Genomic DNA, 19804 nt, shown 5'->3' on the forward strand with positions numbered 1-19804 from the left:
CGGGCCGGGGCGGCGGTGTCGTGCTGCCACCGCGTCAGCGGCGGACGATCACCACTCGGGGGCGATCGTGATCTCCGCGCCCGCGAGGTCCTCGGACCACTCCACCTGGCACGTGAGCCGGGAGTTGTCGTGGCGGGTGTCGTCCAGCATCTCCAGGAGGTCTTCCTCCTCCTCGTTGGTCCCGCCCGTCTTCACGAACGTGTCCTGGTCCAGGTACGAGTGGCACGTGGAGCACGAGGCGTTGCCGCCGCACGTGGCGAGGATCGGGAACTTGTGGCGGGTGAGGCACTCCATGAGCGTCTCGTAGTCCTTCCACTCGACGCCCTCGGTGCGCTCGCCCTCGCGGTTGGTCACATTGATCAGGATGCTGCTCACGCGGCTGGACCTCCTGGGGTTCTACCCCGTCCGGATGTTGCGGATTACTGGGAACTAGCGGCCATTCTATGATCGGGCGTCAACTCCGGGGACATCGCGTGGCGAAGTGTGATGAGACCCGTACCCGCCCGGCCCCTGCTCAACCCCCGGCGGAGCCGGGCGGTTCCGGCCCGCCCAAGTCCTGGCGGGCCACCAGCTTCTCAGCTCGTCCGGCGCAGGGTCAGCGCCTGGGCCACCCGACCGATCGGACCGTGCTCGTCGAACAGCTCCGAATGAGTCAGGCCCGCGCCGTCCCCGCCGAACTCCACCCGGGTGTCGAGTCCCACCCACGAGGACACCGGGGCGCGGAACATGTGGATGCTCAGGTCCACATTGGGGAACGCCCACGGTCCGATCTCCGCGCGCGGAGCGATCCCGTTGGCGGCGTCGACCGAGCTGATGAACCGGGCGGTGGGGGAGGACTCCTCGCCCTCGACCACCGACTTGGTGATCCGCAGCCAGCCCGCGCCGTTGCCGGGTCGGGGCCGCCGGGCGGTACGTGCCTCGACGGAGCTGATGAACCCGCCGCCCCACGCCTCGGACATATTGACCGGCTCGCACTGCTCCACGGGGGTCAGCGGCTCGATCTCCCCACCGGCCACGTCCTGGGTGTCCGAGGTCTTCAGCCGCCACAGGCTCAACCGGATGCAGTCCCGCCCGCCGGCGCTCATGGTCGCCTCGACCAACTCGATGGTCCTGCCCGGGCGCAGCACACGCGTGTGCACCTCGATCTCACCACCGGGGATGACCCCCAGAATGTCGAAGGAGAAACGCACCGGCAGCACGTCCTCCCGCGGGTGGTTGCGTTCGATCTCGTGTACCAGCAGGCCGGACGACGCCGCCATGTGCTGTTCCAGGGGGCTCCACGCTCCCTGCGTGTACACCGTGGTGCGGAAACCATGATCGCTCGTGCGCACGTAGTGGGCGTTCGGGACGTCCTCGCCGTTGGCGCCCAGGTGCCCGGGGGCTTCTTCGGTACTCATGCGTGCTCCTGCCTGTCCTGACCGCGGGCGGGGCCGCGTCCGGTTCCTGGAACATGGCCGCCCGCGATGCGAGTGTGTGCCGGAATACACCCTAGGGGAGCGCCGCGGGAACACCTATCGGACTTGCGACGCGTGCCGGGCAGGACGAGTTGCCCGCCCACCCGCGGGCTCACGACCCGCGCACCCGCCCGGCAACCGCCCGCCCGGTCCTCCCAGCGGGTGGCTGCTCCAGTGGTGTAAAAGCAGAATCCGGGCACCCCGAGCTGCTTCTACTCCACTGGGAATTCGGAGCCGGTAGATGCGAGCGCCGGGGCCGAGAGTGGCGGCGTCGTCAGGGCAGCGCGAGCCGGCACACCTTGCGCCACGCCTGGAAGACCTGCCGGGGCAGGGGGCCGGAGGTGTAGCGGATGCCGTACTTACGGCAGATCTCCCGCACGCGGGGTGCGATGCGCGCCAGGTGGTTGGACGGCATGTCCGGAAAGAGGTGGTGTTCGATCTGGAAGGAGAGGTGCCCGCTCATGAAGTGCATGAGGCGTGAACCGTCGATGTTCGCCGAGCCCATGGCCTGGCGGCGGTACCAGTGCCCCCGAGTCTCGTCGCGCACGTCCTCCTCCGTGAAGGTCTCCGCGCCGTCCGGGAAGTGGCCGCAGAAGATGACCGCGTGCGCCCAGACGTTGCGGATCACGTTCGCCGCCAGGAACCCCTTAAGCGACGCCTTCCCCGAACCCGTGAGGGACGCCAGCAGCGGAGAGAACACGAAGTCCTTGGCGGACTGGCGGCCCAGCTTCTTCATCACGCGCTTGAAGTCCTCGAACGTGGCCCGCCCGGACTTCCTGCCGGCCCGGAACTGGTCCAGTTCGATGTCGTAGATCGCGATGCCCCACTCGAATGCCGGTGCCAGGCCCAGGTTGATCACCGGGTTCAGCAGGTTCACGGGCTTCCATGGCTGATCGGGGTCCATGCGCAGCACGTTGTACCCCACGTCCCGATCCTTGCCGAGCACGTTGGTCCACGTGTGGTGCGTCTCGTTGTGGGTGCGCTGCCAGCCCGCCGACGGCGCCACGAAGTCCCACTCCCACGTGGTCGAGTGGATCTCCTTGTCGTTCATCCAGTCCCACTGCCCGTGGAGCACGTTGTGGCCGATCTCCATGTTATTCAGGATCTTGCCCACACTCAGGCACCCCACACCGGCCCACCACAGGGGTTTGTGACGGGAGAAGAGCAGACAGGCCCGCCCCGTCATCTCCAGGCTGCGCTGCAGTACCACCACGCGGCGGATGTACTGGGCGTCGGACTGGCCGCGGCGGGAGAAGACCTCGTCACGCACGGCGTCGAAATCGGCCGCGAGTTCCGCGAGCTCGGCCTCCGTGAGGCGCAGCGGATCGCGGCGCGGGGGTGAACTCGTCACGGCCGTGGTGGCCGTGTGGTGGGCGGCGGGTGCGAGTGTCATGGGGTTCCTTCGTGGGAGGGGGTTGCCGCCGGGTGGATCGTTCCCGGAGGGCGAGTCGAGTGGCGCCGGCTGTGGGCGTCAGGCGTCGAACGCGGCGTAGGGAGCGGGTCGGGTCACGCACGTCTGGACGGGACCGGGTTCACGGTGCAGCTCACCGGTGCGGATGTTGGTCACGGCCCCGTCCGTCAAGGGAACCAGACAACTGTGGCAGATGCCCATACGGCATCCGTGGGGCAGCTGGTGTTGCGCGCGTTCGGCGGCCTCCAGGACGGTTTCGTCCGGGCCCACCTCCAGGGTCATCTCGGAACGGGTGAACCAAACTTCCCCGCGTTGGCCGCCGCTGAACTGCCTGGTGACATCGAAGCGTTCCACCACGGGGGGGCCGCCGTGGCTGCGCGAGAGGTCCTCCACGGCGCTGACGAACGAGTCCGGGCCGCTCGCGTACGTCACCCGGTCCGCGTGATCAGGACACAGCTCGGCCAGGGCATCGGCGTCGGAGGCGTCGAGGCGGCCGCGTTCCTCGGTGAACCAGAAGACCGGCCGCAGACCCGGGAACTGGTCCGCGAGTTCCAGGATCTCGTCGTGGAAGATGCACGACTCCCGGCTCCGGGACACGTAGACCAGCACGACGTCGTGGTCCGGCCTGCGCGGCATGAGGGTCCGCAGCATGGACATCACCGGGGTGATCCCGGAACCGGCCACCATGAACAGCAATTCTGTGGGGGTGTCCGGGAGCAGGAACTGTCCTTCGGGGCGTTCCAGGTAGAGCACGTTGCCCGGGGCGGCGCGCTCAACGATGTGTTCGGACACCAGGCCCTGCGCTTTGACGGTGATCGACGGGTCACCGTGTTCGGGGGCGCTGATGGAGTACGGACGCCAGATCCGCTTCCCGTCCACTTCCACGCCGATCCGCGCCCACTGCCCCGCCCGGTGCGGGATCCACCCCTCACCCGCGGTGAAGAACAGGGTCACGGTGTCGGGGGTCTCGCGCCGCACGTGCGTGATGCGGCCTCGTGTGTAATGTGCGCTCGTCAGGGAGCCGAAGACCTGCGCGAAGGACCGCGGGTCCTGGGGGTAGCTCAGGATTCCAGCGGCTGCACGAAAGAATCCCTTGATCCCGGTGTGGCCCATACCCCAGTTTTACCTATTAGTAAGTAAACGTGCAATATGCGTCCAGCATGTGGGCGCCCCTGCACCCCTCTGCTTTTACCGAGTAGAAGCAGCATCCGAGCACCCCGAGCTGCTTTTGCTCCACTAGATATTCGAGGAGGGCGGATGTGGCGCGGAGCTGACGTGATCTGGACAACACCCCCACACTTGGGCACTGTGGCTACTACGCGCGCGGACCCGGGGGCGCCGTCGTCCCCGGATCCGCGCCGACTCCGAGGACCCGACCATGAGGGGAACCCCGCCATGACCGATCCCGCACCGCATACGCCGCCATCCACCGAGGACGAACCGCAGGGCGAGGCCCGCGCCGACACCGTGGGGGCTCTGCTGCAACGGGCCGTGTCGCGCAACGGCGGTGCCACCGCGTTGCTCTTCCAGGACCGGTGCTGGTCGTACCGGGAGCTGGAGGACGCGGTCCGGCGGGTCGCCCGCCGCCTGGCCGATGCGGGCCTGACCCCGGGGACGCGCGTCGCGGCGTTCGGCGTGAACTCGGACGTCTACGCGATCCTGTACCTCGCGTGCGCCCAAGCGGGGCTCGTGCACGTCCCCGTCAACTTCGCGCTGAAAGGGGACGAGCTCGCGTACGTTCTCGAGGACTCCGGGGCCACCACGGTGATTGCCGATCCCGAACTGTTGCCGCTCGTGGCGCAGGTCCGGGACTCCGGGAGAGCACGCGCCGTCGAACGCGTCCTGCCCATGCTGCCCGGCGGCGAGGACGACGACACCTCGCTTCAGGAGACCGCGCTCGATCCCCGGGCCGACGACGCTGCCGTCCGGGTGACGGTGCGCGGCCACGATCTGCTGCAGCTGCTTTACACCTCCGGCACCACGTCCGCGCCCAAGGGCGCCATGATGACGCACGCCGCTCTGTTGGCCGAGTACACGTCCGCGATCATCGCGCTGGACCTGACCGCGGAGGACCGTCCGCTCGTGGCCATGCCGCTCTACCACTCGGCGGGCATGCACGCGTTCCTGCTGCCCTACCTCGCTCTGGGGGCGGCGGTGCGATTGACCCGGAAACCGGATATCGCCGAGATCCTGCAGCTGGTCGAGGAGGAGCACGTGGGTTCGCTGTTCCTGGCGCCCACCGTATGGGTGCCGCTGAGCAATCACCCCGACCTCGAGACTCGGGACCTGTCGTCGTTGCGCAAGGCGCAGTACGGCGCGTCCATCATGCCCGTCACGGTGCTGCAACGGTTGCGCTCCCGCTATCCGGGCATCGGGTTCTACAACTGCTTCGGGCAGTCGGAACTCGGGCCCCTGTGCACCGTCCTGACACCCGCCGAGCACGACGCCCGTCCGGCGTCGTGTGGGCGTCCCGTGTTCAACGTGGAGGCGCGGGTGGTCACGTCCGAGGGCCGGGTCGCTCAACCCGGGGAGCCAGGGGAGATCCAGTACCGCTCCCCGCAGCTGCTGACCGACTACTGGAACAAGCCAGAGGCCACGGCGGACGCGTTCGTGGACGGCTGGTTCCGTTCCGGGGACCAAGTGGTGCAGGACGAACAGGGGTACATTCAGGTGGTGGACCGGATCAAGGACGTGATCAACACCGGGGGTGTCCTGGTGGCTCCTCGCGAGATCGAGGACTGCATCTACGAGCTGCCCGACGTCGCCGAGGTCGCGGTGGTGGGGCTCCCGGACGAACGGTGGATCGAGGCCGTCACGGCGGTGATCGTCCCCAAGGAGGGATCGGAGCTCACCGCGGAGTCGGTGCGCTCCCATGTGAAGGCCCACCTGGCCGATTACAAGGTGCCCAAGCGTGTGGACTTCGTCGCGGAGCTGCCCCGCAACCAGTCCGGCAAGTTGCTCAAGCGCGAACTGCGGGCGGAACGGACGAACCCGGTATGAGGCAGGAGGACACCGTGGAACACCCCGATGCCGTCCGGGTGGAGCACAGAGCCGGCGTGGTGCGGATCGTGTGGGACCGCGCGGCCACCGGCAACGCCGTGGACCTGGACCTCGCGCGCGAGACACTGTCCGCCCTGCGACGGGCGGAAGCCGATCCCACCGTCCACGTGCTGACCCTCACGGGTTCGGGGCGGTTCTTCAGCGCGGGCGGTGACGTCAAGGGCATGGCCGGTCGTCCGGCCCCCGAGCGTCCCGGGTTCCTGCGGGAACTCGCCTCCGCGGCCCGGGATCTGGCCCTGGCCATGGTGCGCTCGCGGCTGCTCATCATCGCCGGGGTCAATGGCACGGCGGCCGGGGCCGGACTGGGGCTGATCCTCAACTCCGACTGGGCGCTCATCCGGGAGGACGCCACCGTGCTCGCCGCCTACGCCGCGATCGGCCTGACGCCGGACACCGGTGTGTCCTATCTCCTGCCCCGCGCAGTGGGTCATCAACGTTCGGTGGAACTGACCCTCGGGGGTCGCCGGCTCACCGGGACGGAAGCGGTCGAGTGGGGGATTGCTGCTGAATCCGTTTCGGCGGAGGAGTTCGCCGAGCGATTGACGGAGGTGGAGGACCGTTTCATCGCGGAAACCGCCGGTTCCTACGGGTCCACGAAGCGCTTGCTGCGCCGCGGCGTCGTCGCGGAGTACGAGACCCACCTGGCGGAGGAGATCAGCGTGATCGCCGAGCGCTCCGGGACTCCGGAGTCCGTGGCCCTCGTGGACGGCTTCGCGGGCCGGGGGTGAACCGGCTCCGGTCATGAACGAGGCCCCTGCTCCCCCGGAAATTCGGGGAGGCAGGGGCCTCGACATTTGGCGGTGACGGTGGGATTTGAACCCACGTTGGCTTTGACACCAAACATCATTTCGAGTGATGCACCTTCGGCCGCTCGGACACGTCACCAACTCCCAGCACTTTACAGCCCGGGGCGCAACCCCTCCAAACCAGGGCTGGGCGCGGCCCGGTTCAGGGGTTGCGGTGGCCCCGGAAGAACTCGTGCAGCAAGGCGGCGCACTCGGCCTCGCGAACCCCGCCCGTGACCTCCACCCAGTGGTTCAGGCGCGGATCACGCACGATGTCGAACACCGATCCGCACGCCCCCGCCTTGGGGTCCCATGCCCCGAACACCACGGTGGGCACCCGAGCCAGCACGATCGCCCCGGCGCACATGGCGCACGGTTCGAGCGTCACCACCAGGGTGCAGCCTTCCAGCCGCCAGGACCCCAGCGCGCGGGAAGCCTTCCGCAGGGCCAGGACCTCGGCGTGGGCGGTGGGATCGCCGTCGGCCTCGCGGCGGTTGTACCCGCGCCCGATGACCCGGCCGTCCGGGTCCAGGACGACGGCGCCGATCGGCACGTCCCCCGTGCCTTCCGTGGCGCGAGCCTCTGACAGAGCCAGGTCCATCCAGCCCGAGAGCTGGATGGACCTGGCGGTGTGCGGTAATGCCACGCTGTGTCAGCGCTGGACGCGGTTCTGGTTGAACCACGCGGAGGTAGGGGCGCGGAACGCGGTCACGATCCACAGGATGTCCACCACGACCTTCACGATCATCAGGATGGCCATGATGATGTTCCACGGCGCGGGGTAGATGAAGACACCGAACAGGCCGAAGATTCCGCTCAGGATGGCGATGGCCGCGAGGACGGTGCCCAGGATGCGAGCCCAGTTCTTGCCCTTCTTCAGGCCGTTGTAGACCAGGAAGTACAGCGCGAGTCCGATGATCAGGCTGATGATGCTGGCGACGGGGCCGGTGGTCATGGCCATCTGGCTCGCGCTCTGATCGGCCATTTCCGTGCTCAGGCCCATGTCGCGGTACATCTGGGTGTAGTCCACGCTGCTCGCCGCGATCAGGCCGATGATGCCGTTGAGGACGTAGAGCCCCAGGGACGCCAGGGTCAGCTTGAGCAGCTTGTCCACCGTGGAGGGGCGGCCCATGGTGCCGGTGTACTGGTTGGGGTTGTACTCCGAGGTGCCGTACTTGCCGCCGGTCATGCCGTACTGCTGCCCCTGGGGCGAGCCGTTGACTGCGCCCTGCCCGAGGGGCTGGGGCGGCACGGGCTGGGTCGCGCCCGGGTCACCGTACGGAGGGTTGTGCGGGTTGTTGTTGGGGGTGTCGTTGCTCATGAGGACTGTCCTTCCTGTGCATCGTGCGAGTGATACTGCGTGAGTGTGGGGGGATTACTCGTATCGAAGGGCATTGATGGGATCCTGCCGGGCCGCCCGCATGGCGGGGATGGTCCCGGCGAGGAACGCGATGAACATCACCGCGAGGATGATGATCACGATCTTGAGCGGGTCGAACAAGAACAGACTCAGCCCGGGCAGCGAGGAAAGCAACCCGTTGGAGAGGACCCCGCTGAGGATGCTGCCGGTGGCCACGCCCACGGCGGCTCCGATCGCGGAGCCCAGGAAACCGATGAAGATGGCCTCGAGGGAGAACAGGCCGAAGACCTTGCCCCCGCTCATCCCCATGGCCTTCATGAGCCCGATCTCGCGGGTGCGTTCCTGGACGGACATGAGCAGCGTGTTCACGATGCCGAATCCGGCCGCGAGCAGCGCGATGATCGCGAAGGAGTTGAGGATCCACACGATCCCGTTGATCACGGCCCGGAACATCCCGAGCTGGTCCTCGACCGTTACGCCCAGCATGTCGTCGTCCGCGAGCTGGGACTTGATGGGGCCCACCTCGGCGTTGTCGCTCAGGTTGGCCGTGGCGGTGAAGTACGTGTTGGGCATCTCCCGGGGTGAGCCCGAGGTCTGGTACTCGTACAGCTTCCTGTTCAGCTCCGACGAGGGAATGGGGCTGGTGGACGCGCCCGCGAGGGAGGCCTGGCTGATGCCGGAGACCCGGACGTCGAAGGCTCGGGTCTCGCCGGCGGCGTTGCGCATGGCGATCGTCACGGTTTTGCCCACGGCGTCCTCGTTGGAGTCGAAACCCAGGGGCGCCACCCAGGAGGCGGGCAGCAGGATCTCGTCCGCGGACCGGTCCGGGGTCTCACCGGCCTCCAGCTGCAGCCCTTCCGCTTCCGCCGGGGAGCCCAGGCTCAGCTGGAACTTCTTGCCGTCGGGGGCCTCCAGGTAGGTGGGCGTGACCATGTACATGGGGTCCACGGACTCCACGCCGTCGATATCCCTGATCTTGTCGATGTCGGCGTCCGTGAGCCCTGCGATCGAACCGAACCCCGTCTGCACATTGGCCCGCTCGGGGTCGTACTCGGTGGGCCCATCCTCTTGGCCGGAGCCGGGGGTGGAGCGCTCGGACACCTTTTGGACGTACAGGGCGTTCTGGTTACCGAACGCGGCCACGGTCTTGTCGATGTAGTCGTTGACGCCGGTGCCGATGCCCGAGGTCAGCGTGAGCGTGAAGGAACCGATGAAGATGGCGATCACGGTCAGGATGGTGCGGGCCTTGGACCGGAACGTGTTGGCGATCGCCGTGCGCAGCAGATCGAGGAATTTCACGCGGTGGCTCCTGGCTGGTCGGTCGGGCGGTGTGGGGTGTTGGTGGCCCAAGGGGCGGCGTGCTTGCCCGGCCGCGCAGGTTCCTGGGCGGCGCGGGTGAGCTCGGCGGCGTCGGCCTCGCTGAGGGTGATCATCTCGCCGGTCGTGGGCTCGGTGATCCGGACGGTCCCGGTGGCGTCGTCGGCGCCCGCCGGGTGCGCGGCGCGGCGCGGCTGCCGATCGACGACGTCGTTCGTGGCCGCCTCCGGGGTCGGTACGATCCGCCCGTCCACGAGGTAGATCTGCCGGGAGCACCGCTGCGCGAGGTCCAGATCGTGGGTCACGACCACCAGGGTGATGCCCTTGTCCCGGTTGAGCCCGAAGAGGATATCCTCCACAACCCGGGACGTTGCCGAGTCCAGGTTCCCGGTGGGCTCGTCCGCGAAGATCACGGAGGGTTCGTTGATCAGGGCTCGCGCGATCACCACGCGCTGTTTCTGACCACCCGAAAGATCGGTGGCCTTGTTCTCGGCCTTGTCCGCCATGTCCAGTTGGTCGAGGACTTCCATGCCGCGGCGTTTGCGCTCACCGGCCGGAACACCTGCGATCTTCAGAGGGAGCGTGACGTTTTCCAACACGCTCTGATTGGGGGTCAGGAAGAACTGCTGGAACACGAAACCGAACGCGGAATTGCGCAGTTCGTTAAGTTCTTTGGCATTCAGATCTCCGGTGGGCTTGCCCTCCAGGGCCACGACGCCGTGCGTGGGGGCGTCCAGCAACGCCAGCAGGTGCATGAGAGTGGATTTGCCCGAACCGGATTTTCCCACCACCGCAACGGACTCGCCCTTGCCGATCTCCAGGTTGATGCCCTTGAGGGCGTCGAAGCGGGTTTCTCCTCTGCCGTAGATCTTGACCAAATTCTCTGTTTCGAGAACCGGAGCCGTCATATTCAGGTGTCCCTTCCGAGGATTGCCGTGCGCAGAACCATGTCGAGTCTCCCGTATGACCCTATGGCACGTCCTCGTCCCCTCGGCTGATCTTCCCCGGCGTGTGATGAATCCGTGACGTCCGCGGGCCCTGCGGCGGCTGCTAGATTCTGAGGTATGCGAGTCACTGTCTTGGATCACCCCCTGGTCGCCCACAAACTGAGTGTGCTGCGCGACAAGGACACCTCCTCCCCGGTGTTCCGGTTGTTGGTGGAGGAACTGGTCACCCTGCTGGCGTACGAGGCGACCCGGGACGTGCGCGTGGAGCCGGTCACGGTACGGACCCCGGTGGCCGAGACCCAGGGGATCGCGCTCGCGTACCCGCGGCCGCTCGTCGTGCCCATCCTGCGCGCGGGGCTGGGCATGCTCGAGGGGATGACCCGGTTGATCCCCACCGCGGAGGTCGGGTTCCTGGGGATGGCGCGTGACGACACCACGCTGGACATCATCACGTACGCCGAACGGCTGCCGGACGATCTCACGGGCCGTCAGGTGTACGTGCTCGATCCCATGCTCGCCACGGGTGGCACGCTGAGCGAGGCCATCAAGTTCCTCTACCGCCGCGGTGCCGAACAGATCACGTGCGTGTGCTTGCTGGCGGCGCCCGAGGGCCTCGACCGGTTGACCCGGGAACTGGACGACAGCGAGGTCAATGTGGTGCTGGCGTCCGTGGACGAACGACTGGACGAGAACGCGTACATCGTTCCCGGCCTCGGGGATGCGGGCGACCGCCTGTACGGCGTCGCGCACTGAGGCCCCGCTCGTCGGCTCTCGGAAAGCATCTCGAGCGGGGAAGTAGCCCCTCATCTCGGCGAGAATGCAATCCATTTCGCCATGGGATCGCATGAATCAAGAGTAGGTCTCACTATGTGAGAAAAAAACCCATATATTACTTGCCAGTCCAGCCGCGCGTCGCAGAACATGATGATAATGCCGTTTTCCAGGGAATTCATGGGAACGGGGGCATCACGAGGCAGGGGTTCGAATGTCAGGCGCACCGGGTTACGTCCACATCTCGCAGCGACACCGACTGGGTGGAGCCCAGTCCACGGCCCGACCCCGCGGGGCGCATCGCATGGTGGGGACCGCTGAGGATTTCCGACACCTGCGTTCCGTCGCCGCCGAACACGGTGCCGATTCACGCCTGGAACGTCAACCGGGCGCGGGGCAGCAGCCCACCGAGGCCCGCGGCTTCGTGATCTACGTGGGCGTGGACGAGCAAGCCGCCGCCGACCGCGGGATCAACCTCGTGCAGCTCGTGCAGGACGTCCGCCAGTTCATCAGCTCCGCGGTCCCCGAGTCCGATTCCTACGCCGCCGTGGCCCTCGCCCCGGTGCACGCGGAAGGTACGGACCTCGAAGTCGTGCGCAGCGCGTTGGGTGACCCCACGTTCTCGGACCCGGTGATCGAACCCATTGCGCCGCTGCCCGCGGCCGGTGCCGGGAGCGCGATTGACTGTCAGCGGGTGGGCGTGCTGATCGACCTCTCCCGCCGCGAAGTGTTCCTGGACGGGGAGCTGCTGAACCTGACCCACCGCGAGTTCGAACTGCTCAACTACCTCGTGGAGAACGGCACCCGCACCGTGGGTCGCACCGAGCTGCTCGACAGCCTGTGGGGCGACGCCGAGGAGGTCCCCTCCGAGCGCACGATCGACGTGCATGTGCGGCGGTTGCGTTCTAAGCTGGGTCGCTTGGCCAACACCGTGCGCACCGTTCGCGGTCAGGGGTACCGGTTCTACGACCACCCCGAGGTCGTCGTGTGGGCCGCGCCCGAGTACTCCATCTGATCCTCCTCAGTCGCGAGACCGCGCTCACCCGGGAGCGCGCCGTCGCGTTGCTTCCGTGACCGGGCTGCACCCCGCCGTGACACACTGGGGCCCATGGCACCCCACGACCTCAAGCACCTGGTGATCATGCGGCACGGGGAAGCGGACTTCCCGCGGGACGTCCCGGACCACGACCGCCCCCTGGCGCCGCGCGGTGCCCGTGAGGCCGCGGACGTGGGACGGTGGCTGGCCGAACATGCCGCGCCGGACATGATCCTGGTGTCCCCGGCGCTGCGCACCCGCCAGACCATCACGTGGGTGTGCCATGAACTCGGGGAGAAGGCCCCCACGCCGCAGTTGTGGGACGGGCTCTACGACGCCACCGACGCGCAGATCATCGCGGCCGTGAACCACGCCCCGGAAACCGTGCGCACCCTCATGGTGGTCGCCCACATGCCCGGGGTGCTGGACACCATCCTGCGCCTGGCCTCTCGTGACTCGGACCAGGACGCCATGATGGATGCCGCCACGGGTTTCCCGACCGGGGGCACCGCGGTGCTCGAGGTCCCCGGGGACTGGGCCGTGCTCGACGGCGCCGACGCCCGCCTCACGCGCTTCCACACCCCGGGGGTTTAGAACCCGCACGGTTCCATGCGCCGCGGGCATGGGGCTCATGCGGAGCCCCCTCGGGTGTGGAGTTCACCCCGAGCCGGTGCTCAGCTCCTGGACTCGCAGGCCACGCCGTCGCCGTCGCCGTCCAAGCCGGGACGGTACCCCGGCGTGCCGGCGTAGAGCGGGGCCATCCCCGCCGTGCGCGCCTCGGCGCACCGCGAGAAGTAGACGTCCGCACCCGGAACGCCCGGAGCTCCCGCACCGGGCGCCTCGGCCTCCGCGACGGCACCGTCCGCAGGATCGGATCCCGCGCCCGCACCGGGTGCGGCCGGAGCTGGTGCCACAGGAGCCGATGCCTCCGGAGTCGAGGGCGCCTCGGCGGCTGCCGCTTGCGCAGCCGGCGCCTCGGTCACGGGAGCCACGGGTGAGTCCGCGGGATCCGGGATGGGACGCGCTTCGGGCAGCGGCTGCTCGGGGCACGTGTCGAGCACGCGCACCATGGCGTTCTTCTCGGCGTCGGTGACCCACAATTCGTAGCGCTGCTTGACCGCGATCTGGGTGGCCACGTACTCGCAGCGCTCGCCGGTGCGCGGCGGCAGCCACGTGGCGGCGTCCGCGTCCGACTTGGTGTTGTTGCTCGGCCCGTCCACGGCGAGCAGGTTGAGCGGGTCGTTCGCGAGTTCGGTGCGCCGCGCGGCGTCGAGCTGCTGCGCGCCCTTCTGCCACGCGTCCGACAGTGCGACCACGTGATCGATCTGCACCTGTGAGCTCGTGGTCTGCCCGGCCACGAAGTCGATCGTCTCTCCGGTGTACGGGCTCTCGAGCGCCCCGGAGCTCACGTTGCACCCGTGCGTCCCCGGCTTGACGGCGATCCCCGTGAGGTCCCGGCGCAGGATGTCGTTGCGAGTGTCGCAGCCGTTGTGATCGGTGTCCGCCCAGCGCGGGCCGAACTGGTCCCGCGAGTAGTCGGTCTTGGGCGCGCGCCCCTTCACGGGCAGGTCCCCGAGCGCGGCCAGCGCGGTCCCGGCCGCCGCGTGATCGGTGGCGTCCTGCGGGGACGCCGCCGCCGCGGGGGACGTCGCGTCTTCCGCGCCCCGGGTGGGGGACGGTGACTGCGCGGCGGGCGTCGTCGTCGGGGCCGCAGCGCTCGTGGTCGCGGAGGCGGACGGGGAGGGTGCCGCCGAATCGGTGGGAGCCGCGCACCCCGTGAGGGCCAGCGCGAGCGCCGCGGCGCCCAGGGTGAGACGACGAACGGGGGTCGTGAGAGGGGACACGGCGGTACCTCGATCCTGGAGCCGATCCTGATACCGAGGCGCGGCGGTGAATGAGAAGGACCCCGCATCCTGGGGGATGCGGGGTCCGACAAGAAGTGCGCCCGATAGGATTCGAACCTACAACCTTCTGATCCGTAGTCAGATGCTCTATCCGTTGAGCTACAGGCGCTCCTGAAGCAACGACCGAGGCCCTTGCAACGGGTAATAACTTACACCCGCCGGTGCCCGGCGACAAATCGCGCCGGAGTGGTGCCCGCGCGGTGCCGGGGCGGCTGGGCGGTGCGAGCCGTATGGTCGGGGCCGCGATGTGGTGTAACTCGCGTTCCGGAAGGGCCCCCCGCGATAGACTCCAGGCACACCCGCGCGCAACCCCCTGCGAGGTCGGCCCCCGGAACCGTTCCACAGTGACGTGGCAAGCATGAACGGACGGCGCACCTCGGCGGGAAGCGGCACGTACGACGGCCTCAACGAGGAGACATGTCAATGGCTGACAACGGCACAGCAACCACCGGGACCACCGCCCTGAACCGCGAGGTCCAGCAGTCCCTGGACAATCCCCCCACGGATTACCGGGAGCTCGTGGACTGGGTGCGTGGGATCGCCGAGCTGGCCCAGCCGGATCACATCCACTGGGCAGACGGTTCGGAAGCCGAGTGGACCCGGCTCACCGACCTCATGGTGGAGGCGGGCACCCTGGTCCGGCTCTCGGACGAGAAGCTCCCCAATTCCTTCGCGGCGTTCTCGGACCCCGAGGACGTGGCCCGCGTGGAGGAGCGCACGTTCATCTGCACCAAGACCGAGAAGGGTGCCGGTCCCACCAACAACTGGGAAGACCCCACGGCCATGAAGGAGACGCTGACCAAGCGTTTCAACGGGGCCATGCGCGGTCGCACCATGTACGTGATCCCGTTCGTGATGGGCTCACTGGACGCTCAGAAGCCCCAGTACGGCGTGGAGATCACGGACTCGCCCTATGTGGTGTGCTCCATGCGGATCATGGCCACGATCGGCACGCCCGTCCTCGAGAGGATGTCCCGCGACAAGGCGGAGTTCGTGGAGTGCGTCCACTCCCTGGGTGCCCCGCTGCAGCCCGGCGAACAGGACGTGCCGTGGCCGTGCAACCCCGCCAAGTACATCGTGCAGTTCCCCGAGGACCGGGCCATCTGGTCCTTCGGCTCCGGTTACGGCGGCAACGCGCTGCTGGGCAAGAAGTGCTACGCGCTGCGCATCGCCTCGGCGATCGCCCATGACGAGGGCTGGCTGGCTGAGCACATGCTCATCCTCAAGATCACCGACCCGCAGGGGGAGTCCCACTACATCGCGGGGGCGTTCCCGTCCGCGTGCGGCAAGACCAACTTCGCGATGCTCGAGCCCACCATCGAGGGTTGGAAGGCCGAGATGGTCGGGGACGACATCGCCTGGATCCGCTTCGGCAAGGACCACACCCCGCGCGTGGTCAACCCCGAGGCCGGCCTGTTCGGTGTGGCACCCGGCACCGGGTGGTCCACCAACCCCAACGCCATGCGGGCGATCGAACGCGGCAACACCATCTTCACCAACGTGGCGCTGACCGACGACGGCGGCGTGTGGTGGGAGGGTATGACCGACGACATCCCCGAGCACCTCACGGACTGGAAGGGCAACGACTGGACTCCCCAGTCCGGCCGCCCCGCCGCGCACCCCAACTCCCGGTTCTGCACCCCCATCAAGCAGGTCGAGATCCTGGCCCCCGAGTACGACGACCCCGAGGGTGTGCCGCTGTCCGCGATCATCTTCGGTGGCCGCCGCAAGACGACCGTGCCTCTGGTCTCCGAGTCCTTCGGGTGGGAACACGGCGTCTTCCAGGGAGCCACGCTGTCCTCCGAGACCACCGCGGCCGCCAAGGGCGCCGTGGGCGTGGTGCGCCGTGACCCCATGGCCATGCTCCCGTTCATCGGCTACAACGCCAATGACTACCTGGAGCACTGGCTGGATACCGGCGCCCGCGTGGGCGAGGAGAACATGCCGCGGATCTACTACGTCAACTGGTTCCGCCGCACCCCGGAGGGCGGTTTCGCGTGGCCCGGCTTCGGGGAGAACTCCCGCGTGGTCAAGTGGATCGTCGAACGCCTCAAGGGCACCGCGGAGGGACACGAGACCCCCGTGGGTGTGGTCCCGGGCAAGGAGGACCTGGACCTGACCGGCCTGGACATCTCCGACGCCGATCTCGAGGCCGCGCTGCGCGTGGACAAGGACGAGTGGCTCAACGAACTGCCCGGGATCGACGAGTGGTTCGCGCGCCTCGGCGACGTGCCGGAGGTGATTCTCGAACAGCGCGCCGGGCTCGAGGACCGGTTGCGCAACAGCTGACGCCGGTCTTCCGATCCGCGTTGTCACGCGGCCGGGGCCATCCTGTATGATCACGCCGCGCGGCCAGACCGGCCGCGCGGCGTCGTCATCGGTGGGCTGAGGACGGGCCGGTGACGAAGGGACAACTGTGCGGCTGACAGCTTTTTCGGACATCGCGCTGCGGGTGCTGCTGCTCATGGGAGGGCTGCCCCCGGACACCATGATGTCCACGCAGCGCATCGCGGACGGCGTGGGGGCGCCTTACAACCACGTGGCCAAGACGGTGGCCAAACTGCGCGGGATGTCCCTGTTGTGCTCGCAACGCGGGCGCGCTGGCGGGGTCATACTCACGGACGAGGGCCGGGAGGCCAGTGTGGGCCAGGTGCTGCGGATCCTGGAGGCGGACACCGCGATCGTGGAGTGCGAGGCGGACGAGGTCGCATGCCCGCTCAACCACGGCTGCCGGCTGCGCCGGGCCCTGGCCGGGGCGCGTGAGGCCTTCTACCGGGAACTGGACGGCATCACCATCGCGGACCTCGTGAATCCCCGCCAGGTGGGCCCCATCGCAGTGCAACTGGGGCTGCGTCCCCCGAGCGTGCGAACCCCCGCCGCCAGGGATGGCGCGTCGGTTCTTTAACGTGCATTTCAAATGCTAAATTGACTCTCGTCACACCGCGATGAGAGGAAATCATCATGCTGTCCCAGAAGTCCCGCCCGGTCATCGAGCAAACCATCGGCGTGATCGCCGATCGGATCCCCGCGATCACCCCCGAGTTCTACAAGTCCATGTTCAACGCCCGCCCCGATCTGCTGGACGGCATGTTCAGCCGTTCCAACCAGAAGAACGGCACCCAGCCGCAGGCGCTTGCCGGTTCCATCGTGGCCTTCGCCTCGCACCTGCTCAACCACCCGGACTCCTACCCGGACGAGGTGCTCTCGCGCGTGGCCCACAAGCACGCGTCCCTGGGGCTGCTGCCCGAGGAGTACCCCACCGTCCACGAGCACCTGTTCGGGGCCATCGCCGCGGACCTGGGTGACGCCGCGACCCCCGAGGTTGTGGCCGCGTGGGACGAGGTGTACTGGCTCATGGCGGATGCGCTGATCAAGCTCGAGAAGGGCCTCTACGGCCAGCAGGCCAACGACGTCATGTTCGCGCCCTTCAAGCTCGTGTCCAAGGAGGACATCGCCGAGGGCGTGGTGGCGTTCGAGTTCGAACCCGCGGACGACACCCCGCTGACCCGCCCCATCCCCGGTCAGTACGTGACCATCCAGGTCAAGGTCAAGGACGGGATCCGCCAGCCCCGCCAGTTCACGCTGGTGCCGTCCCAAGAGGGCCATCGCCGCGTGGTGATCCGCAAGGATCCCCAAGGCGAGGTCACGCCCATCCTGCACGAGGACATCAACGAGGGCGACGTCCTGGAGATCTCCAACCCCTACGGTGACGTGGTGTTGGACGAGGGCCACGGCTCGCTCGTGCTGGTCTCGGCAGGCATCGGCACCACGCCCATCGTCGCGTTCCTGGACCGCCTGGCCAAGGAGGGTTCGCAGCGCAAGGTCACCGTGCTGCACGCGGATCATTCCAAGGAGCGCTGGCCCGGCCGCCAGATCATGGAGCGTCTCGTGGACAGCCTGCCCAACGCCACGATGATCACGTGGATGGAGACCCCCGGTGAGGGCGACCACGAGGGCTTCATGAACATCACGGACGTGGACCTGGACGTGGACGAGGACACCAACGCGTTCATGTGCGGCCCCCTGCCCTTCATGAAGGCGCTGCGCTCGCAGCTCATCGAGAAGGGTATGCCGGGGCGCAACATCCACTACGAGATCTTCGGTCCCGACCAGTGGATGCTCCACGACGAGGCGCGCGCCGCGAACGCCTGAGCCTCCCTGACATGACGGCGACGCCGCGTGGCCACCTGGGCCGCGCGGCGTCGTCGTGTTCTCCGGGCCGTCCCGGGCAGCCCGCGGCGGGTGCCCGGGGACGGCGTTTCGAGCGGGGGCGCCGCAGGTGGGACCCGCGGCGCCCGGCGGGCTCAGTCCTGTCGCACGAGCTGCAGGACGGTGTCCCGCACCGACTCCATGGTGGCGGCGTCCGGGGCCTCCACGTTGAGCCGCAGGAACGGCTCGGTGTTGGACGGACGCAGGTTGAACCACCAGCCCTGCTCGGGGTGGGTGAACGTGGTGCCGTCCATGTCCTCGACCTGCACGGCGGGGTCCGTGGCCGCGAAGTGGGCTCGGACGCGGTCCACCGCGGCGGCCTTGTCCTCGATCTCGGAGTTGATCTCCCCGGAGGCCACGTAGGGGTCGTACGTGCGCATGAGATCGCTCAGCGGCGCGTCCTGTTCACCCAGCGCGGCCAGCACGTGCATCGCGGCGAGCATGCCCGTGTCCGCGTTGAAGAAGTCCTTGAAGTAGTAGTGCGCGGAGTGCTCACCGCCGAAGACGGCGCGCTCGGAGGCCATGACCGCCTTGATGAAGGAGTGGCCCACGCGCGTGCGCACGGCACGCCCGCCCGAGGCCTCGATCCGCTCGGGGACCGCCTTGGACGTGATGAGGTTGTGGATCACCACGGGCCGGTCCTCACCTGCGGCGCGGGCCCGGGTGATCTCGCGCTCGGCGACGATCGCGGCCACCGCGGACGGGGAGACGGGATCACCGTTCTGGTCCACCACGAAGCAGCGGTCGGCGTCGCCGTCGAACGCGAGCCCGATGTCCGCGCCGTGCTCGCGCACGGCCCGCTGCAGGTCCTCGAGGTTGGCGGGCTCGAGTGGGTTGGCGGGGTGGTTGGGGAATGTGCCGTCTAGCTCGAAGTACAGCGGGACGATTTCGAGCGGCAGCGGGTCCAACAGTGCGTCCCCGAGCACCGCCGGAGTGGTCAGCCCGGCCATCCCGTTGCCCGCGTCCACCACGACCTTGAGGGGGCGGATCCCGGAGAGGTCCACCAGGCTGCGCAGGTAATGGGCGTAGTCACCCAGTACGTCCCGACGCGAGACCTGGCCGCGGTGCTCGGAGGCCGGGATCTCCCCGGCGTGCAGGTAGCGCTGCGCGACGTCGCGGATCTCGTACAGGCCGGTGTCCGAGGAGACGGGGACGGCTCCGGCCTTGGCCATCTTGATGCCGTTGTACTCGGCCGGGTTGTGGCTCGCGGTGAAGGTGACGCCGGCGCTGTCCAGGGTGCCGCACGCGAAGTACAGCTCGTCCGTGGAGATGCTGCCGATCACCGTGACGTCCGCACCGCGGCGAGTGGCGCCAGCCGCGAACGCCTCCACGAACTCGGGGGAAGAGGGGCGCATGTCGCCACCCACGACCACCCCGGAGCCGGCCAGGCCCAGGACGTCCACGAACGCGGCACCGGTGGCGCGCACGCTGTCCGCGGTGATGCTCTCGCCCACGATGCCGCGGACGTCGTACGCCTTGAATGATGAGGAAAGATCTGTGGTCACCGTCCCGATTCTACGTGAGCGGGATCGGTGAACCCCGGTAGTCCG

18 protein-coding genes and 2 tRNA genes are annotated in these 19804 nt (G+C 68.2%); 8 read left to right on the plus strand and 12 right to left on the minus strand.

Translation table 11 applies throughout. The features are described 5' to 3' along the window. Positions 1-48 precede the first annotated feature (48 nt). The 4 genes from RF637_RS00055 to RF637_RS00070 form a co-directional block, all read right to left on the minus strand. Entirely contained in the window at positions 49-375 is a 327-nt protein-coding gene (locus tag RF637_RS00055; RefSeq protein ID WP_085106094.1) for a 2Fe-2S iron-sulfur cluster-binding protein, read from the minus strand. Between the two features lie 200 nt (positions 376-575). Next, positions 576-1397, minus strand: coding sequence for a thioesterase family protein (locus RF637_RS00060; RefSeq protein WP_368843837.1), 822 nt, complete (start codon positions 1395-1397; stop codon positions 576-578). A 331-nt stretch (positions 1398-1728) separates the two neighbouring features. Beyond that, on the minus strand, positions 1729-2847 hold the full coding sequence (locus tag RF637_RS00065) for a fatty acid desaturase (RefSeq protein ID WP_368835161.1): 1119 nt from the start codon (positions 2845-2847) through the stop codon (positions 1729-1731). 78 nt (positions 2848-2925) lie between these two features. Continuing rightward, positions 2926-3978: a flavin reductase family protein gene (locus RF637_RS00070; RefSeq protein ID WP_368843838.1), complete on the minus strand. Its 1053-nt coding sequence runs from the start codon at positions 3976-3978 to the stop codon at positions 2926-2928. A 282-nt stretch (positions 3979-4260) separates the two neighbouring features. On the opposite strand from RF637_RS00070, the gene RF637_RS00075 reads away from it, so the two are divergent. Beyond that, positions 4261-5865, plus strand: coding sequence for a fatty acyl-CoA synthetase (locus tag RF637_RS00075; RefSeq protein ID WP_368843839.1), 1605 nt, complete (start codon positions 4261-4263; stop codon positions 5863-5865). A gap of 14 nt (positions 5866-5879) precedes the next feature. Beyond that, positions 5880-6653 (plus strand): enoyl-CoA hydratase/isomerase family protein, encoded by a 774-nt coding sequence (locus RF637_RS00080; protein ID WP_368843840.1) that lies wholly within the window; start codon positions 5880-5882, stop codon positions 6651-6653. A gap of 67 nt (positions 6654-6720) precedes the next feature. On the opposite strand, the gene RF637_RS00085 is transcribed toward RF637_RS00080, so the two are convergent. From RF637_RS00085 to RF637_RS00105, 5 genes are all read right to left on the minus strand, one after another. Continuing rightward, positions 6721-6810: transfer RNA gene (locus RF637_RS00085), tRNA-Ser, on the minus strand. A gap of 63 nt (positions 6811-6873) precedes the next feature. Next, positions 6874-7311 (minus strand): tRNA adenosine(34) deaminase TadA, encoded by a 438-nt coding sequence (gene tadA, locus RF637_RS00090; protein WP_064845140.1) that lies wholly within the window; start codon positions 7309-7311, stop codon positions 6874-6876. A 51-nt stretch (positions 7312-7362) separates the two neighbouring features. After that, entirely contained in the window at positions 7363-8031 is a 669-nt protein-coding gene (locus RF637_RS00095; protein ID WP_312795040.1) for a hypothetical protein, read from the minus strand. Between the two features lie 54 nt (positions 8032-8085). Further along, entirely contained in the window at positions 8086-9369 is a 1284-nt protein-coding gene (locus tag RF637_RS00100) for an FtsX-like permease family protein (protein ID WP_367402670.1), read from the minus strand. Further along, on the minus strand, positions 9366-10295 hold the full coding sequence (locus RF637_RS00105) for an ABC transporter ATP-binding protein (RefSeq protein ID WP_368843841.1): 930 nt from the start codon (positions 10293-10295) through the stop codon (positions 9366-9368). Before RF637_RS00105 ends, RF637_RS00100 begins: the two co-directional genes overlap by 4 nt. Before the next feature lie 156 nt (positions 10296-10451). On the opposite strand from RF637_RS00105, the gene upp reads away from it, so the two are divergent. The 3 genes from upp to RF637_RS00120 all read left to right on the plus strand — a co-directional run bounded on the left by upp (position 10452) and on the right by RF637_RS00120 (position 12735). Beyond that, positions 10452-11087: a uracil phosphoribosyltransferase gene (gene upp / locus RF637_RS00110; RefSeq protein WP_064845136.1), complete on the plus strand. Its 636-nt coding sequence runs from the start codon at positions 10452-10454 to the stop codon at positions 11085-11087. Positions 11088-11319: 232 nt separating this feature from the next. After that, entirely contained in the window at positions 11320-12120 is an 801-nt protein-coding gene (locus tag RF637_RS00115) for a winged helix-turn-helix domain-containing protein (protein WP_144997161.1), read from the plus strand. A 93-nt stretch (positions 12121-12213) separates the two neighbouring features. Further along, complete coding sequence (locus RF637_RS00120) at positions 12214-12735, plus strand: histidine phosphatase family protein (RefSeq protein ID WP_167318033.1); 522 nt, start codon at positions 12214-12216, stop codon at positions 12733-12735. An 80-nt stretch (positions 12736-12815) separates the two neighbouring features. Here RF637_RS00120 and RF637_RS00125 read toward each other — a convergent pair whose 3' ends face one another. Beyond that, positions 12816-13985 carry a DUF1524 domain-containing protein gene (locus tag RF637_RS00125; protein WP_144997165.1) on the minus strand — a complete coding sequence of 390 codons (1170 nt, stop codon included), beginning with the start codon at positions 13983-13985 and terminating at the stop codon, positions 12816-12818. 96 nt (positions 13986-14081) lie between these two features. Beyond that, positions 14082-14154, minus strand: a tRNA-Arg gene (locus RF637_RS00130). A 314-nt stretch (positions 14155-14468) separates the two neighbouring features. Here RF637_RS00130 and RF637_RS00135 point away from each other — a divergent pair. From RF637_RS00135 to RF637_RS00145, 3 genes are all read left to right on the plus strand, one after another. After that, positions 14469-16334 carry a phosphoenolpyruvate carboxykinase (GTP) gene (locus RF637_RS00135; protein WP_368844079.1) on the plus strand — a complete coding sequence of 622 codons (1866 nt, stop codon included), beginning with the start codon at positions 14469-14471 and terminating at the stop codon, positions 16332-16334. A 127-nt stretch (positions 16335-16461) separates the two neighbouring features. Next, positions 16462-16950: an Rrf2 family transcriptional regulator gene (locus RF637_RS00140; RefSeq protein WP_368835153.1), complete on the plus strand. Its 489-nt coding sequence runs from the start codon at positions 16462-16464 to the stop codon at positions 16948-16950. Positions 16951-17006: 56 nt separating this feature from the next. Then, positions 17007-18197: a globin domain-containing protein gene (locus RF637_RS00145; RefSeq protein WP_368835152.1), complete on the plus strand. Its 1191-nt coding sequence runs from the start codon at positions 17007-17009 to the stop codon at positions 18195-18197. Positions 18198-18349: 152 nt separating this feature from the next. Here the strand turns inward: RF637_RS00145 and RF637_RS00150 are convergent, their stop codons facing one another. After that, a complete protein-coding gene (locus RF637_RS00150; protein WP_368843842.1) occupies positions 18350-19759 on the minus strand; it encodes a phosphomannomutase/phosphoglucomutase in 1410 nt (469 codons plus the stop codon). Between the last annotated feature and the right edge of the window lie 45 nt (positions 19760-19804).

The organism is Kocuria sp. CPCC 204721 (genome assembly GCF_040980945.1).
GTDB classification, from domain to species: domain Bacteria; phylum Actinomycetota; class Actinomycetes; order Actinomycetales; family Micrococcaceae; genus Kocuria; species Kocuria marina.